This is a genomic window from Dysgonomonas massiliensis, assembly GCF_900240225.1.
Lineage (GTDB): Bacteria > Bacteroidota > Bacteroidia > Bacteroidales > Dysgonomonadaceae > Dysgonomonas > Dysgonomonas massiliensis.
In genome coordinates this window covers 384,425-401,729 of record NZ_OEPV01000001.1, presented here as the reverse complement: position 1 = coordinate 401,729, position 17,305 = coordinate 384,425, and the positions used below count along the sequence as shown (strand labels likewise).

The following is a 17,305-nucleotide window of genomic DNA, read 5'->3' as shown; positions in this document are numbered from 1 at the left end:
AATTATAAAGAGTTTATATATTATTGACTTACACTTTATTCGTTCGAAATTTACGGATATGATAAATAAAGCATATTTTTGCACATCAAATAACAAACATTACAACATGCTGAGCATATTAAGCAAGTATAAATATAGTCTAATTTTCACGGTTTTACTATTCATCGTCCTGACATTTTTTCTCGATAAGCATATACATTGGGTATTTGCAATCATCAATATTGTATTTATTATTCTTACATATATCCTGATTAGCAATATCAAGAACAATGTTATTTCGAACATAGTTATGGCTGCTATCTCCTTTATTCTTTCCGGAGGTATTGCCTTTGCCTTACTTTTTCAAATCCCGCTGAGAGTCGGAAATCTAGCATCTATAATAGAAACAAACCCTGCTGAAGCAAGCACTATGCCGACTCATGTTTACTGGGTAAGCATAGCTACTTATATCGTAACAATCTTCTTGTCGTTTTACGTAAAATACGAACTAAAAAATCTTATATCTTCCCGAATAGCCGCAGTTTTATTGTTAGGAGTTGTTATAATAATAAATGCTTTGGCATTTATTATTCCTGCTTACAGAATGCCATTCTTTTTCAATGCCATAAAGAATGAATTCCGGGAAGAACCATTTCATACCGTCTATGTATATTCGGGATACAGAATGCCTCTCTTATATGGCGATTTATTTGCATTCACTGTATATGGCTATGAGAAATACGAAGTCCTGAAACTGAAAAACTCGGATCGAAAAGTTCCCGAAGGATTAACTTTTTCAGCCGAAAATCCGGCTAGTCCGAAGATATATCTTGTCATTGGCGAAAGCGCTTATCGCAGAAATATGTCGCTATATGGATATGAGATAGAAACGACTCCGTTTCTCGATTCACTCGCTCGGAACGATTCTGCTTCGATTAGCTATTTTGAGGGAACATCGGTAGCCAATCTGACTAGAAATGCGATTCGTTTTTCGATGTCATTCGCAACGGTTAAACAGCATAATGATTTCTGGTTTTATAAAAATCCGATCGATCTGGCAAACGATCTTGGTTACCATAGTGTATGGCTATCTAATCAGGAAAAAGCAGGATTGCACGACAATTACCCGTCATATATTGCTCAGACTTCGCAAGAAACATACTTTACTCCAAATATGGAGAAAGAAGACTTCGACTTAATTGAGTTGCTATCGAAGTATCACAAAGAAGATCAGAAACAACTAATAACGTTACATCTTGTAGGAAGCCACTTTCCGTACAATATAAGATACGATAGCATCGACGAATCTCATTTCAAAAATATGGATGAGGTATCGGAATACGATAAAACTTTACATCATACAGATAGAGTATTGAAAGCTCTTTACGATTACAGCCGTGCCAACGATTCCAGCTCGATAATCCTTTATTATTCCGATCATGGCACATCGCCCGAAAGAGGATTGCACGGGTTGCAGAATGCTTCGTCAGCCGATTTCGAGATACCGATGGTTTTCATTAAACACAATCTGGATAAGCTGAATATCGATTCTATCGCATCGAATTATATATATCGTGGACACATTGGAAATTCTAATATTCCGTATATTTTATCCGAAATCATGGGATATTCGATAGATGCAACGACACTCGGAAAAGCTCGTATAGATGGCGAATATTTTGTTCTGCCTGATGGGCAAACTGCAAGATTTAGAGAATTGGAAGGAAGATAAAAGTTACATATAAAATCATATTTTATGGAAATGATTAGTATATTTCATCAATTAAGAAAAAGAAATAACTTATGAAATATATACTTATCTGTGTCTTTAGTCTCTTCATTAATGCATTATCTGTATCAGCTACAATACAAACACCTGATATTTTGATTTTTAATGGAAAAGAATATCATCTGCAAACAGAGATTCTTCAAAATTACCTCAAAGAACACCCTGAAATAAAAATACCACAACGGGAAATTATGACTGTTTCTTCAGATTTATGGAGAGGATATAGAGCAACCTTTGAAATAGCGGAAGATCAATTCTTTTTGAAAGACATACATATTGAATCTTATAATACCGAAACAGAGACAACTGAATGGGAAAGTGTTCTTGATGAAATGTTTCAAAATCAGAACAGAGTAAAATTGGACTGGATCACAGGCTTATTGATTATTTCGGAAGAAAATATTTACGATTACACAGACAAGAATAAAGAATACAACTACCTCCTTTTTGCCATAAAACAAGGTAATTTAATGTATCATCAAGAACTTATTTTTGATGAATACAGGGCATTTACATCTCTAAGAGCTCTTCGATTCAGAGAATGGAAGAACCTTAATTATTCTGATGATTACATTGATACAATAAAAGTTGCTACCCCTAAAAACGCAGATCAATATCTTGATTATTTTGTCTATTTTTCCTTTTATAATCTCTTCCGATAAAAATCAACTTTATCTATACAATAAAACGGCTACGATAAAAGATCCGAAAAAGGGATAAAAAGAAAATAGCAAAAGAATGTGTACTTTTGTCACCTTTGTTACTTTTTGCTACCTTTGGTTCAACAATATAAAACCACTAGTATGAGTCATAAAATAGCCCCATCAATACTATCAGCCGATTTTCTGAATCTTGGCTGGGATATCGAGATGCTTAACAATAGCGAAGCCGACTGGATTCATTGCGATGTAATGGATGGCAGTTTCGTTCCTAATATATCGTTCGGATTTCCTATCATCAAACAAGTCAGCAAGATTGCTACTAAACCGCTTGATGTTCATCTGATGATTGTCAATCCCGATCAGTACATTCCTGCCGTAAAAGATGCAGGCGCATATCTGATGAATGTACATTACGAAGCTTGTACACATCTTCATCGTACCATATCGGCAATACGCGATGCAGGCATGAAAGCCGGAGTTACGCTCAATCCGCACACACCGGTTTCGCTACTCGAAGATATACTTCCCGATCTTGATCTCGTTCTGATTATGTCTGTTAATCCGGGCTTTGGCGGACAGAAGTTTATCGAAGAAACTCTTTCGAAGACTAGCAAACTAAAGGATATGATTATCAAGCGTAATGCTCATGCATTAATAGAAGTAGACGGAGGCATAAACCTCGAAACAGGCAAACGCATGATCGATGCTGGAGCCGATGTACTCGTTGCAGGAAGTGCAGTTTTTGCAGCTCCTAATCCTACCGAGATGATACATAAGCTGAAGAATATTTAGCAGCTAACAGATATGAACCCGCTATCACGGACGCCCATTCTTGCGTTGCTTATCCCTCTGATAGCGGGCCTTCTACTCCAATATTTTTTCGACATTCAGCATTGGACTATTGCCTTTTTCGGCATTGGTACTGTTCTGGCATTACTATCCTACTTTATCCCAGCGCCGAAGCGTTTTCAATATAGATGGTTATTTGGTGTAGGCATAAACTTCATCCTAATTGGGATTGGCATACTCGCTACATTCATTCGACAACAAGAAACCTCTTTCATATTTCCACTCGAACGGAACACCTACAAAGCGGTCGTTACCGACATACCTGAGGACAAACCCAAGACTATCGCCTATAAAGCATTCTTGCCCGATTATGATAGAAATATAGTCTGTTATTTCTATCGCGACTCACTACAGCAACAACTTGTTCCGGGCGATGAGTTCCTTTTCAAAGGAAAAATTCAGCCATTCCGCAATATGAGTAATGATTTCGATTATGCTTCATACATGGCCAATCATGGGTTTGCAGGGTCTGTGTTTGTTGGATCAAAAGCATGGCAAGCAACAGATAAAATATACCATACACCTAAAATATACGCTCAACGATGTCGGTCTAGTATTCTAGAATTCTACCAATCGCTCGATCTCAGCTCCGATCAGTATGCTATTCTATCAGCTCTGAGCGTTGGTTATCAGGCAGCCATGTCGGACGACTTGCTACAAGCTTTCCGCACAACGGGAACCGTACATGTACTTTCAGTCAGCGGTCTGCACGTGATGCTGATATACGCTATGATAAACCTCCTGCTCAAATTCATTCCCAGACGATCACGTTTCTATGTTCTCAAGCCAATCATAGTCATTCTTCTTCTTTGGATATATGCTTTTATTACGGGATTATCGCCTGCTGTCAACCGAGCAAGCATCATGCTAACGATGATCTGCGTTGCCGAAATTTTCGGACGGCGCAATTATGCCCTCAATGGGATGTTTATTGCAGCCTTCTTATTGCTGCTCTATAATCCTCTATCGTTTTTCGATGTCGGATTTCAGTTGAGTTTTCTATCTGTATTTGCCCTCATATATCTTTATCCCAAAGTACAGAAGCTAATTACTGTACAGAGCAGAGCAGCAAATCTGATCTGGCAATCATTTACGATATCGGTAGTAGCTCAGTTGGCAACCTTCCCTCTTTGCTTATATTATTTCGGGACGTTTCCGACTTATTTCTTTGCGACGAATCTAGTCATCGTGCCTTTGGTGACAATACTTATGTATTCATTTGGAGGAATTCTCATAGCCAAATTATTAAGCTTATTAACAGCTTTCGGTGATAGCATCATTGTTGTAGTCATCAGAATAGTACAAATACTTCTAGATCTATTATCTTGGTCTGTACGATTTTTCGAAAGTATTCCTTTTGCTTTGATTCATGATGTGAAGATCAACCTTTTTCAATTATTTGCGCTATATCTCATCATAGGATGTCTATCTGCTTTCATATTAAACAAAAAAGCTTTTTACCTAAAATCAGCACTCGGATGTATCTTGATTTTTATAATTTCCAAAATAATTTATCTATAGCATATACAAGAAGTTAAACGGCATTTTTGTTAATGAATATCAAAAAGGACAAAAAAGCCATCAAAGGCGTAAGTGAAGCCTCTTCTTTCTAATATTTTTCTTACTTTTGCTAGCTATATTATTTTGCCGAAGAACAGATAAAATGCTAAATAAAATAATCCCGAATCATCAGATTGAGCAGATAGCAGATTTGCTGAACGAGAATGATAAATTTGTAATTGTAACCCATGTGTCACCCGATGGTGATGCAATCGGATCTTCATTAGGTCTATATAACTATCTTATCGAGCAAGGACGCGAAGCGTCTGTTGTAGTACCAAACGCTTTTCCTCAGTTTCTGAAATGGATACCCGGAGCCAAAGACATATTGGATGCTGAAAAATATCCTGATTATGCTCAGAAACTAATAGAATCTGCCGATGTTATTTTCTGTCTTGATTTCAACGTAGCTAAACGTATCATTCAACTAGCACCACATGTAATTGGCGCAAGTGCAAAGAAAGTGATGATTGACCATCATCCACATCCCGATACATTTTGCGACATCATCGTGTCTCACCCCGAAATATCATCAACCAGCGAGTTGATCTTCCGTCTTATTTGCCGTCTAGGCGATTTTAAGGTTATGAGCAAGGCTTCTGCCGAAGCAATTTATACAGGGATGATGACCGATACCGGAGGATTTACGTATAATTCGAATGATGAAGCAATCTATTATATCATCGGCGAACTATTGAGAAAAGGTATCAACAAAGACCAAATTTTCTCGAATGTATATCACAATTATTCGGTTGACCGTTTCCGTATGATGGGCTATGTTCTATCCGAAAAAATGCGTGTTTATCCTGAATATCGTACAGCAATGATCAGTCTTTCTCTGGAAGAGCAAGCACGCTTCAATGCTCAGAAAGGTGACACTGAAGGTTTTCCGAATATGTTATTAAACATCAAGGATATTGTATTTGGCATATTCATCCGAGAAGATGTCAACCTTGTTAAGGTTTCACTTCGTTCGCAAGAAGACTTTCCGACGAATAAATTTGCAGCTCAATGCTTCAACGGAGGAGGACACCTAAACGCTTCTGGTGGCGAATTTCACGGAACACTTGACGAGGCAATCGCTCTATTCGAAAAAACTTTACCTGAATATAAATCACTATTAGTAAAAGAAAAATAAACATACAACGATATGAAAAAGAACATCCTTCTTGTATTTACATTAATCTGTACCATTATTGCAATTAGTTCGTGTAGCAAAACAGAAACATATGCTGATATGTTGAAAAAAGAACGTAGAGCAATAGACTTTATCCGAGATAGCCTTGACATCTCTGTTCTGAATAAGATGCCGGAAAGAGGCTACGAATTTGCTGACAATGAATTTTACAAAGACGAAAATACAGGTGTATACATTCGTGTCATAAACTGGGGAGAAGGCGAAGAAATAGAAGAAAGGACTTCAGTATATTTACGTTATTGGGGCAGCAATCTGTTGCTCAGAACAAAAGAAAATATAACAGGAAATATAGCTCCCGAAGCTTGGATTAAAACTATATACTATACAGATCTGGATCCTAATAAATACATAATAGCAAACCCTACAACTATAGGAGAACAATATGCAATGTACTTACTATCAGTAGGCTCAATGCTTCCTCTTAAATTTGACGTTCGTCATGGCGGAAGTGTCAGCTTGATTGTTCCATTTAGTAGTGGTTCTTCGCTACAATTATCTCAATATGAGCCTATGTATATTGAGGAATTGCGTTACGAATTTGAGTAAATAATATAATATGAGTTTAATTAAGTCTATTTCCGGCATACGCGGAACCATCGGTGGCAAAATAGGTGAAGGACTTAACCCTTTAGATACAGTAAAATTCGTATCGGCCTATGCTACATACATCAAAAGCAATAAAGGCACTTCGTCAAACGCGATAGTAGTTGGACGCGATGCACGTATCTCCGGCGAAATGATGGAACATATCGTTGTCGGCACGTTGATTGGAATGGGTTTCGATGTTGTAAATATAGGCTTGGCTACAACTCCAACAACTGAAATTGCAGTTGTCAAAGAAAACGCTTGTGGAGGGATAATCCTTACAGCTAGCCATAATCCAAAACAATGGAATGCTTTGAAGCTACTGAACTCGAAAGGCGAATTCCTGAATGCTGAAGATGGAGCCAAAGTTTTAGAAATAGCGGAGAAAGAAGATTTCACATACAGCGAGGTTGATTCACTCGGTAAAATATCAACAAAAGATTACACAGATATACACATTCAAGAAGTTCTCAACTTGGATTTGGTTGATGTAGAAGCAATCAAAGCAGCCGATTTCGAAGTTAGTATAGATTGTGTCAATTCGGTAGGAGGAATAGTTATTCCTAAACTACTGAAAGCTTTGGGAGTAAATAAAGTAAATGAGCTTTATACCACACCTAACGGACAGTTTCCGCACAATCCAGAGCCACTACCCGAGCATCTTGACGATATATCGAAGTTGATGAAAGAAACATCGTCAGATGTAGGATTTGTTGTCGATCCGGATGTTGACCGTCTGGCTATTATTTGCGAGAACGGAGATATGTTCGGAGAAGAATATACATTGGTAGCTATTGCAGACTACGTATTGCAACATACACCCGGAAGTACCGTATCAAATCTTAGTTCGAGCCGAGCACTTCGAGATGTAACCTACAAATACGACTGCCCATATTATGCAGCTGCCGTAGGCGAAGTAAATGTTACGACAAAAATGAAAGAAGTGAATGCTGTTATCGGTGGTGAAGGAAATGGAGGAATCATCTACCCTGCCAGCCATTACGGACGCGATGCACTTGTGGGTATTGCATTATTCCTTACTTATCTGGCAAAACAGAAGAAGACTGTCAGTGAACTCCGCGCCTCATATCCGGCATATTACATCGCAAAACAGAAGGTGGAACTTACTCCTCAAACCGATGTTGATGCTATACTGGATGCTATTAGAAAAGAATTCGATCACTTCGACATAACTGACATAGATGGTGTAAAGATTGATTTCCCAGACAAATGGGTACATCTTCGCAAATCGAATACAGAACCAATTATTCGCGTATACTCCGAAGCAAAGAGTATGCAGGAAGCCGAAGAAATTGGAGCTGAAGTAATGAACGTCATTCGGGAATTAACAAAATAATTATTAATAGCGGCTTAACTTTAGGTCGCTATTTTTTATCTTTACGGAAACAGTACCGAACTTACAGAAATATCCTTATGCAAAGTTTAGACTTCAAGGGATTCACGCCCGCTACATTCCAATTCTTTAAAGATTTGGAGATGAACAATAACAAAGAATGGTTCGACAAGAACCGTAAAATATACGAAACCGAAGTACGCGATCGTTTCAAAGAGTTGTGCGTATCACTTATTCCGGCAATGCGAAGCATAGATCCGACATTCGAATTACGTCCACACCGATGCATATCGCGTATCAATCGCGACATTCGTTTTTCGGCAGATAAAAGTCCGTATAAAACACATCTGTGGATGACGTTTATGATACCTTCCACTTCCGATCAGTGGATCAGCCTTCCGGGATTCTTTCTCGAGTTAGGAGCTAAAGAATACATGTACGGAATGGGTATCTATCAACCAAAAAGAACGGTTATGGACGATTTTCGCGATCATATGGCTTATCGCTCGAAAGAATTCCAAGAAGTCACTCAAAAGATGGTTTTCGAAAGAGGTTTCGTTGTAGGTGGCGAAGAATATAAACGTCCTATAAAAAATGACTTGGATGAATATTTCCAACAATGGTATCATCGAAAAGGAATATATGCATACAAAACTTACCCTGTCGGACAAGAAGCATACTCCAAAGAGTTTCAAGAAAGAATACAAGAGGATTTCTTAGCCCTCGAATGGCTATACAACTTCATGAAACAAAGTATTCCAGAATAGACATAAAATCAATTAATTATAAAATAGAGAAAGACATATGAAAAAACTAAGAGCAGCAATTGTAGGTTACGGCAATATCGGACATTTTGTATTAGATGCATTAGAAGCGGCACCTGATTTCGAAGTAGCAGGTATTGTTCGTCGTGATGCAAACAATATCCCCGAAAGATTAAAAAAATACGCTGTCGTACAATCAATTTCTGATCTTAAAGATGTTGATGTAGCAGTATTGAGTACTCCGACACGTAGCGTTGAAACTTACGCTATCGAATGCCTGAAACTAGGTATCAATACGGTTGACAGTTTCGATATACACGGAGGTATTGTAGAACTTCGTCGTAATCTGGACAAAGTAGCTAAAGAAAACAATAAAGTTTCGATCATTTCAGCAGGATGGGATCCGGGAACAGACTCGATGATTCGTTCTATTATGGAATTTATGGCTCCGAAAGGTATAACATATACCAACTTTGGTCCGGGCATGAGTATGGGACATTCGGTAGCTGCAAAGGCTATTAATGGTGTAAAAGATGCTTTATCCATGACTATTCCGCTAGGAACTAGCGTTCATCGACGTATGGTATATATCGAGTTGAAAGACGGATACAGATTCGAAGATGTTGCCAATGCAATCAAATCGGATGACTATTTTTCTCATGACGAAACTCATGTAATGAAAGTAGATAGTGTTGATGCGCTTAAAGATATGGGACATGGTGTAAACATGATCCGCAAAGGTGTATCAGGTACTACTCAAAATCAATTGCTTGAGTTTGATATGAAAATAAATAACCCTGCACTAACGGCGCAAGTTCTTGTAGCAGCAGCTCGCGCAGCAATGAAACAGCAACCTGGAGCTTATACAATGATCGAGGTTCCGATTATCGACTTCATCTATGGTGACAGAGAAGCATTGATCAAAAAACTAGTATAAGATAACTTTTCTGATAAAGCTAAACATCCGTTGCAAGTCGTAGCGGATGTTTTTTGTACTATCTTTGCTACATATAAAACGACAACTTATGATTAGCTTTCCTAATGCCAAGATCAACTTGGGACTGAATATTGTATCGAAAAGAGAAGACGGATATCACAATCTAGAAACGATCTTCTACCCTATTACTATACACGATGCTTTGGAAATTATAGAAGCAAAGGACAGCCCACATGACACTCTTATCGAGGCAGGCAATAAGGTTGAAACACATGCCGATGATAATCTTGTGATGAAAGCTTTGCGGGCTATGCGCTCGAAATACGACTTTCCGAAACTTGATGTTCATTTACTAAAGAAGATTCCTTTCGGTGCAGGGCTCGGAGGTGGTTCGGCTGATGCAGCGTTTATGCTCCGACTGATTAATGATAAATTTGAATTAGGGGCGAGCGATAAAGAACTGGCAGACATAGCTGTGAAACTAGGAGCCGATTGTCCGATATTTATTTACAATCGCCCGATGTATGCCGAAGGCATTGGCGAAAAACTTGAGAATATAGACTTATCATTGAAGGGTTATTATTTGGTTTTGGTAAAGCCCGATGTATTTGTTTCGACAAAAGATGCGTTTTCGAAAATCAAACCAACTACTCCGCAAATGAATCTCAGAACTGTTGCTAAACTCCCTATCGGCGAATGGAAAAATCATATGATTAACGATTTCGAAACAAGTATTTTTTCGTTATATCCCCAAGTCGGTGAAATAAAAGAAGAGCTATACAAACAAGGCGCACTATACGCATCCATGTCGGGTTCGGGATCATCCGTATTCGGTATCTTCGAAAACGAAGTTGATCTGCATTCTGAATTCGAATCTCATTTCTATTGGGGAGGTACTTTATAAACCTTTACTGCAAATCACTTATAAGAGAAGTATCCTTATCTTGATTTTTTGCCGAAAAAGCAGTACCTTTGCCGATCTTATAAATGACTCTTACAGAAGGTAAATCCTATGAAAAAAATCATTAAATATATTGCCCCTACCACACTGATATGTGGCTTAGGACTTTTCTTAATATCGGCACAGAACTGCAAAGCAGGCGATCCACCGCATGAAGTACATAACCCTGCATACGTAATTTCAATGACAAAATCGATAGAAGTACCAACTTCAATCAAATTTGCAGGAGAGAAAATAGAACTTGACAGATACGATCTGTACGAACGATTCGATCGCGAGATCAATGCCTTTCCGTACTTACATTCGTCGACATTATTGCTGATCAAGAAGGCCAATCGCTACTTTCCGATAATTGAACCCATATTGAAGAAAAACGGGGTTCCCGACGATTTCAAATATTTGGCTGTTATCGAGAGTAATCTGAATCATCGTATCGTATCTCCGGCTAAAGCCGCCGGTCTGTGGCAATTTATGCCAAAGACAGCTCCTCAATACGGTTTGGAGGTCTCTGACGAAGTAGATGAAAGATATTCGATCGAAAAATCGACTGAAGCTGCATGTAAATACCTGAAAGAAGCATATAAAAAATACGGCAAATGGTCGGCAGTTGCTCTAGCATACAACGGCGGACAAGGACGCATCAGTGGTGAATTGGAGAAACAGAACGTTGAAGATGCTTTAGACCTTTGGTTGGTCGAAGAAACGACGCGTTATTATTTCCGCATGCTAGCTATAAAACAAGTAATGGAACATCCATACAAATACGGATTTGTGATAGAAGCTAATCAGCTTTACAAACCGATGAAGTTTAAAGAAGTTGAAGTAACATCCACTATCGAAGACCTTGCAAGTTTTGCTCAAGAGCATGGTGTAACCTACGCTCAGCTAAAGGATTTCAATTCGTGGTTGAGAGCCCGTAAACTGACCATCAACGAGAAGAAAACAAAAACGTATACTATACTTATCCCTACGGAAGAATCCCTTTACTACAAAGAAGGTGAAAAAATTAAAGTCCACAATCCTAACTGGATTAAACATCAATAACTCGGAATTTACGTCTAGAAGGAAGGACAGATCAGAATGAAAATCAACGGAGAAGACAAAGAAACTATTGATGTATACGGTGCGCGTGTACACAACTTAAAAAATATTGACGTTACTATTCCCCGCGACTCGCTGGTTGTTATGACCGGACTGAGCGGAAGTGGAAAATCGTCGCTTGCATTCGATACAATTTTTGCAGAAGGACAACGTAGATACATCGAAACATTTTCGGCATATGCCCGCAATTTTTTAGGTTCGATGGAGCGTCCTGATGTAGACAAGATAACCGGCTTAAGCCCCGTTATTTCGATTGAACAGAAAACAACCAATCGCAACCCTCGTTCAACCGTAGGAACAACTACCGAAGTATATGACTTCTTGCGTCTACTTTATGCCCGTGCAGGAGAAGCTTACTCATACCTTAGTGGCGAAAAGATGGTAAAATATACCGAAGATCAGATTTACGATCTGATCATGGATCGCTACAAGGATAAGCGTGTTTATCTGCTTGCTCCGCTTGTTCGTAATCGTAAAGGACATTATAAAGAACTTTTCGAGCAAGTTAGTAAGAAAGGTTATCTGACAGTTCGTGTTGATGGTGAGATTCGTGAAATCATACCTGGTATGCGTGTCGACCGATACAAGATGCACAATATAGAAGTATTGATTGACAAGCTAATCATCAACGAGCGACAAGAGAAAACGCTCAAGAGCAGCCTTCGTACAGCTATGAAGCAAGGCGATGGCTTGATTATGATACAAGAGATTGAGAGTGGCGAAGTTCGTCATTTCAGTCGACAAATGATGGACCCTGCAACTGGTTTATCGTACAGCGAACCAGCTCCGCACAATTTCTCCTTCAACTCACCACAAGGTGCATGTCCTAAATGTAAAGGTCTTGGAGTTGTCAACCAGATTGACATGAACAAGATTGTTCCGAAGCCTCAACAAAGTATTCATAACGGAGGAATTGCACCTCTGGGCAAGTATAAGAATTCTCTATTCTTTTGGCAGATTGAAGCTATTTGCGAGAAATATGGAGTTACAATAAAGACGCCGATTAAAGATATTCCCGAAGAAGCTATCAATGAGATTATGTTCGGAACAGACGAACAGCTGGCTGTAAAACCTGAATTACTGGGTACTTCGGGTTATATGATGCCTTTCGAAGGTGTTGCAAAATACATCGAAATGCAACAAGATAGCGAAGCTTCTACGACCGCTCAGAAATGGGCTGAACAATTCATCAAAACAGATGTTTGTCCCGAATGTAAAGGTCAACGACTGAATATCGAAGCACTACACTATCTGATAAACAGTAAAAACATTGCTGAATTGGCCGAAATGGACATTCAGCAGCTTTATAGTTGGATTGAAGAACTGCCTGCACATTTATCTGAAAAGCAGTCTGCTATTGCCTCTGAAATTGTAAAAGAAATCAATTCGAGACTGAGCTTTCTACTTGATGTTGGTTTGAACTATCTATCGCTTAATCGTTCTTCAACTACCCTTTCGGGTGGAGAAAGCCAGCGTATTCGTTTGGCTACACAAATCGGTTCACAACTAGTGAATGTATTATACATTCTTGATGAACCGAGTATTGGTCTTCATCAACGTGATAATGATCGTTTGATTGCTTCTTTGAAAAAATTGCGCGACGCAGGCAACTCGGTTATCGTGGTGGAACACGATCAGGACATCATGATGGAATCTGACTTCGTTGTCGATCTTGGCCCTTACGCCGGTCGCCGCGGAGGGCAAATCGTATTTGCCGGAACTCCACAAGAGATGCTTAAGGCACGTACCCTGACAGCAGATTATCTGAACGGACATAAAGCCATAGAAATACCGAAAGTAAGACGTAAAGGAAATGGCAAAAAAATTACGATAAAAGGAGCTACTGGAAACAACCTGAAAAATGTTTCAGCAAGCTTTCCTCTCAACACATTGATTTGTGTTACCGGAGTATCAGGAAGTGGAAAATCCAGCCTAGTCAACGGAACATTACAACCAATATTGAGTCAGCACATGTACAGATCGCTGGCTGATCCTCTACCCTACAAATCGATCGAAGGAATAGAGTATGTAGATAAAGTAATCAGTGTCGATCAATCACCTATCGGACGCACACCACGCTCCAATCCTGCAACTTACACGGGCGTATTCTCGGATATACGCAATCTATTTGTCAGTATGCCTGAATCGAAAATCAGAGGTTATAAGCCGGGACGTTTTTCGTTCAACGTAAAAGGTGGTCGTTGCGAAGTATGTAGCGGTAATGGGTATAAAACCATCGGCATGAACTTCCTTCCCGATGTCTACGTTCCATGCGAAGCATGTCATGGCAAAAGATATAATCGTGAAACTCTCGAAGTTCGTTTCAAAGGAAAATCGATTGCCGATGTTTTGGATATGACCATCAATATGGCTGTCGAGTTCTTTGAAAACGTCCCCAATATACTAAATAAAGTTAAAGTACTTCAGGAAGTTGGTCTAGGCTATATCAAGCTAGGGCAACCATCTACTACCCTCTCGGGAGGTGAATCTCAACGTATAAAACTTGCAGCTGAATTAGCTCGTATAGATACCGGAAATACGATTTACATCTTGGATGAACCTAGTACCGGACTACATTTCGAAGATATACGCGTATTGTTAGGTGTATTGAACAAATTGGTCGACAGAGGTAATACAGTTATCGTAATCGAACACAATCAGGATATCATAAAGTGTGCCGATTACATCATCGATATGGGACCCGACGGAGGCCGCGACGGAGGTATGGTTGTGGCTACGGGTAAGCCGGAAGACATACTAAAAACCGACAAAGGCTTTACTGCTCAATATCTTAAGAAAATGATCTGATAAGGAATACTAATTATAGATAAAAAAAGCATATAACTATTGGATTCCACTTTTGCTATCGTTATATTTGTGATAGGTATTTAAAATTAATCTACATAATAATAAGAAAACATGGCAAAAACAGCATTTCAAGGATCAGAAGTAAACACAAGTGGTGAACTTCCTAAAGTTGGTACAAAAGCACCTGAGTTTGTACTAGTAAAAAACGATCTTTCTGAGATATCTCTAGAATCACTTAAAGGAAAAAACGTTGTACTAAATATATTCCCTAGTCTTGACACAGGTGTATGTGCAGCCTCTGTTCGCCGCTTCAACAAAGAGGCAGCAAACATGCCAAACACTGTAATACTTGCAGTATCTGCTGACCTTCCATTTGCAGCCGGACGTTTCTGTACTACAGAAGGAATTGGAAACGTAGTGCCTGCATCGGTATTCAGAAATCCTGAATTTGCAAAAGCATACGGAGTTTTAATGACTGACGGACCATTGGCTGGACTTACAGCACGTTCGGTAGTTGTTATCAACCCTGAAGGAATTGTTTCGCACGTTGAGCTTGTTCCTGAAATCACAGTGGAACCTCAATACGAAAGTGCGATTAAAGCAATTGTGTAGTTTTGTAAAGTTTGTGTTAAGGTTAGGAAGTCTGCGAAGTCGATTTCGCGGGCTTTCTTTTTTTATATACCCTACCATAATTGTGAATAAGAGATTGACAGTCTGAGCTGAAATTCAATCTATTTTTTTACCTTTGCACAGAAATTAAAAGAACTATAACAGAATGGCTCAAACCTCACTTCTTGAGAAACTAGACGCTTTAGTTATCCGCTTCGAAGAAATAGGAAAACTCATAACCGACCCATCGGTAATTGCCGATATGAAACGTTATGTAAAGTTGAATAAAGAATATCGCGATTTAGAAAAAATAGTTGATGCGCGAAAAGAATACGTACAAGTAACAACTTCAATTATCGAAGCTAAAAACATACTGGATTCGGAAAGTGATCAGGAACTTCGCGAAATTGCGCACGAAGAGCTTGATGCAGCAAACGAACGCCTACCTCAGTTGGAAGAAGAAATAAAAATGCTACTTATCCCAGCAGATCCTCAAGATGGCAAAAATGCCATTGTAGAGATTCGCGGAGGAACAGGTGGTGATGAAGCTGCAATATTTGCCGGCGATCTTTATCGCATGTATATCAAATATTGCGAATCGAAAGGTTGGGCAACCGAAATAACTAGCAGTACTGAAGGTACATCCGGCGGATACAAAGAGATTATCTTTACCGTATCGGGAGACAATGTATATGGAACATTAAAATACGAATCGGGAGTACACCGCGTACAACGTGTTCCTGCAACCGAGACTCAAGGCCGTGTACACACTTCAGCCGCGACAGTAGCTGTATTACCCGAAGCTGAAGAAGTAGACGTCGAGATAAATCCAGCTGATCTGGAATGGCAAACAGCACGTTCGAGCGGTGCGGGAGGCCAGAACGTAAATAAGGTAGAGACAAAAGTTCAGTTGACACACAAACCTACGGGTATTATGATCCAATGTCAGGAAGCTAGATCACAGCTAGCTAACCGCGAAAAAGCATTGTTAATGCTTCGTACCAAACTTTACGACATCGAGCTTTCGAAATATCAGAACGAAATTGCATCGAAACGTAAAACAATGGTGTCAACCGGAGACCGATCAGCAAAGATCAGAACTTACAACTATCCACAAGGTCGCATCACTGATCATCGCATTAATCTAACAGTGTACAATTTGGCAGCTATAATGGATGGCGAAATCCAACCGATCATCGACCAACTTATTATAGCAGAAAATGCTGAACGAATTAAAGAAAGTGAATTATAAAAAATATAGAGATGACAAGGCAAGAGTTATTTGAAAATATCAAAGCTAAACAGTCATTTCTTTGCGTAGGCTTAGACACAGATATAAACAAAATTCCTAAGCATTTACTTGAAGAAGATGACCCAATTTACAGTTTCAACAAAATGATCGTTGATGCAACAGTCAAATACTGTGTAGCATACAAGCCTAACACGGCTTTTTACGAGAGTTTAGGTACAACTGGAATTATTGCTTTAGAAAAGACGATCGAATATATACGTACTAAATATCCGGATCAGTTTATCATTCTGGATGCTAAACGTGGTGATATTGGTAATACATCAGATATGTATGCTGTATCAGCATTCAAACATCTGAAAGCTTCGGCTGTAACTGTTGCTCCTTATATGGGTGTTGATAGTGTTACACCATTCCTTCAATATCCTAACAAATGGGTTATCTTGCTTGCTCTGACTTCAAATAAAGGCTCACACGATTTTCAGATGACTGAAGATAAAGACGGTCAACGTCTTTTCGAGAAAGTGATCTTAAAATCTCAAGAATGGGGAACTGAAGATCAGCTGATGTATGTTGTAGGAGCTACTCAAGGCGAGATGTTCGCAGACATTCGTAAGGTTGCACCAAATCATTTCCTATTGGTTCCGGGTGTAGGCGCTCAGGGCGGAAGTCTGGAAGAAGTAGTTAAGTACGGAATAAATTCGCAATGTGGATTACTAGTAAACTCTTCGAGAGCAATTATCTATGCAGACAATACTGTTGATTTTGCTTTCCAAGCGGAAAAAGCTGCTAAAGCAGTTCAACAAGAAATGGCAAGTCACCTCAAAGCTGCAGGACTAATCTAAAAGAGGACACTATTATACACAAAAGACACCCTTCTGAAATGAAGAGTGTCTTTTT

15 protein-coding genes are annotated in these 17,305 nt (G+C 39.1%); all 15 read left to right on the top strand.

The window, feature by feature from the left end:
* The first annotated feature begins 106 nt into the window (after positions 1-106).
* Positions 107-1,711: a phosphoethanolamine transferase gene (locus C1A06_RS01970; RefSeq protein ID WP_159461371.1), complete on the top strand. Its 1,605-nt coding sequence runs from the start codon at positions 107-109 to the stop codon at positions 1,709-1,711.
* A gap of 71 nt (positions 1,712-1,782) precedes the next feature.
* The gene (locus C1A06_RS01965) at positions 1,783-2,430 is read left to right on the top strand and encodes a hypothetical protein (protein WP_101688534.1); all 648 of its coding nucleotides are present in this window, start codon (positions 1,783-1,785) and stop codon (positions 2,428-2,430) included.
* Between the two features lie 141 nt (positions 2,431-2,571).
* A complete protein-coding gene (gene rpe / locus C1A06_RS01960) occupies positions 2,572-3,222 on the top strand; it encodes a ribulose-phosphate 3-epimerase (protein WP_101688533.1) in 651 nt (216 codons plus the stop codon).
* 12 nt (positions 3,223-3,234) lie between these two features.
* Positions 3,235-4,800, top strand: a complete 1,566-nt coding sequence (locus tag C1A06_RS01955) for a ComEC/Rec2 family competence protein (RefSeq protein WP_101688532.1) — start codon at positions 3,235-3,237, stop codon at positions 4,798-4,800.
* 142 nt (positions 4,801-4,942) lie between these two features.
* Positions 4,943-5,977, top strand: a complete 1,035-nt coding sequence (locus tag C1A06_RS01950; protein WP_101688531.1) for a DHH family phosphoesterase — start codon at positions 4,943-4,945, stop codon at positions 5,975-5,977.
* A 12-nt stretch (positions 5,978-5,989) separates the two neighbouring features.
* Entirely contained in the window at positions 5,990-6,583 is a 594-nt protein-coding gene (bamK, locus tag C1A06_RS01945; RefSeq protein ID WP_101688530.1) for a BamK family beta-barrel-assembly machinery protein, read from the top strand.
* 10 nt (positions 6,584-6,593) lie between these two features.
* The gene (glmM, locus tag C1A06_RS01940) at positions 6,594-7,979 is read left to right on the top strand and encodes a phosphoglucosamine mutase (protein ID WP_101688529.1); all 1,386 of its coding nucleotides are present in this window, start codon (positions 6,594-6,596) and stop codon (positions 7,977-7,979) included.
* A gap of 77 nt (positions 7,980-8,056) precedes the next feature.
* Entirely contained in the window at positions 8,057-8,743 is a 687-nt protein-coding gene (locus C1A06_RS01935; RefSeq protein ID WP_101688528.1) for a DUF2461 domain-containing protein, read from the top strand.
* A 37-nt stretch (positions 8,744-8,780) separates the two neighbouring features.
* Entirely contained in the window at positions 8,781-9,677 is an 897-nt protein-coding gene (locus C1A06_RS01930; RefSeq protein ID WP_101688527.1) for a diaminopimelate dehydrogenase, read from the top strand.
* A gap of 88 nt (positions 9,678-9,765) precedes the next feature.
* Positions 9,766-10,581, top strand: coding sequence for a 4-(cytidine 5'-diphospho)-2-C-methyl-D-erythritol kinase (gene ispE / locus C1A06_RS01925; RefSeq protein WP_101688526.1), 816 nt, complete (start codon positions 9,766-9,768; stop codon positions 10,579-10,581).
* A gap of 108 nt (positions 10,582-10,689) precedes the next feature.
* The gene (locus tag C1A06_RS01920; protein ID WP_101688525.1) at positions 10,690-11,682 is read left to right on the top strand and encodes a lytic transglycosylase domain-containing protein; all 993 of its coding nucleotides are present in this window, start codon (positions 10,690-10,692) and stop codon (positions 11,680-11,682) included.
* A gap of 36 nt (positions 11,683-11,718) precedes the next feature.
* Complete coding sequence (gene uvrA, locus C1A06_RS01915) at positions 11,719-14,547, top strand: excinuclease ABC subunit UvrA (RefSeq protein WP_101688524.1); 2,829 nt, start codon at positions 11,719-11,721, stop codon at positions 14,545-14,547.
* A gap of 111 nt (positions 14,548-14,658) precedes the next feature.
* Positions 14,659-15,159, top strand: coding sequence for a thiol peroxidase (gene tpx, locus C1A06_RS01910; protein ID WP_101688523.1), 501 nt, complete (start codon positions 14,659-14,661; stop codon positions 15,157-15,159).
* A 163-nt stretch (positions 15,160-15,322) separates the two neighbouring features.
* Positions 15,323-16,408: a peptide chain release factor 1 gene (gene prfA, locus C1A06_RS01905; protein ID WP_101688522.1), complete on the top strand. Its 1,086-nt coding sequence runs from the start codon at positions 15,323-15,325 to the stop codon at positions 16,406-16,408.
* Positions 16,409-16,419: 11 nt separating this feature from the next.
* Entirely contained in the window at positions 16,420-17,250 is an 831-nt protein-coding gene (gene pyrF, locus C1A06_RS01900) for an orotidine-5'-phosphate decarboxylase (protein WP_101688521.1), read from the top strand.
* Positions 17,251-17,305: the final 55 nt, after the last annotated feature.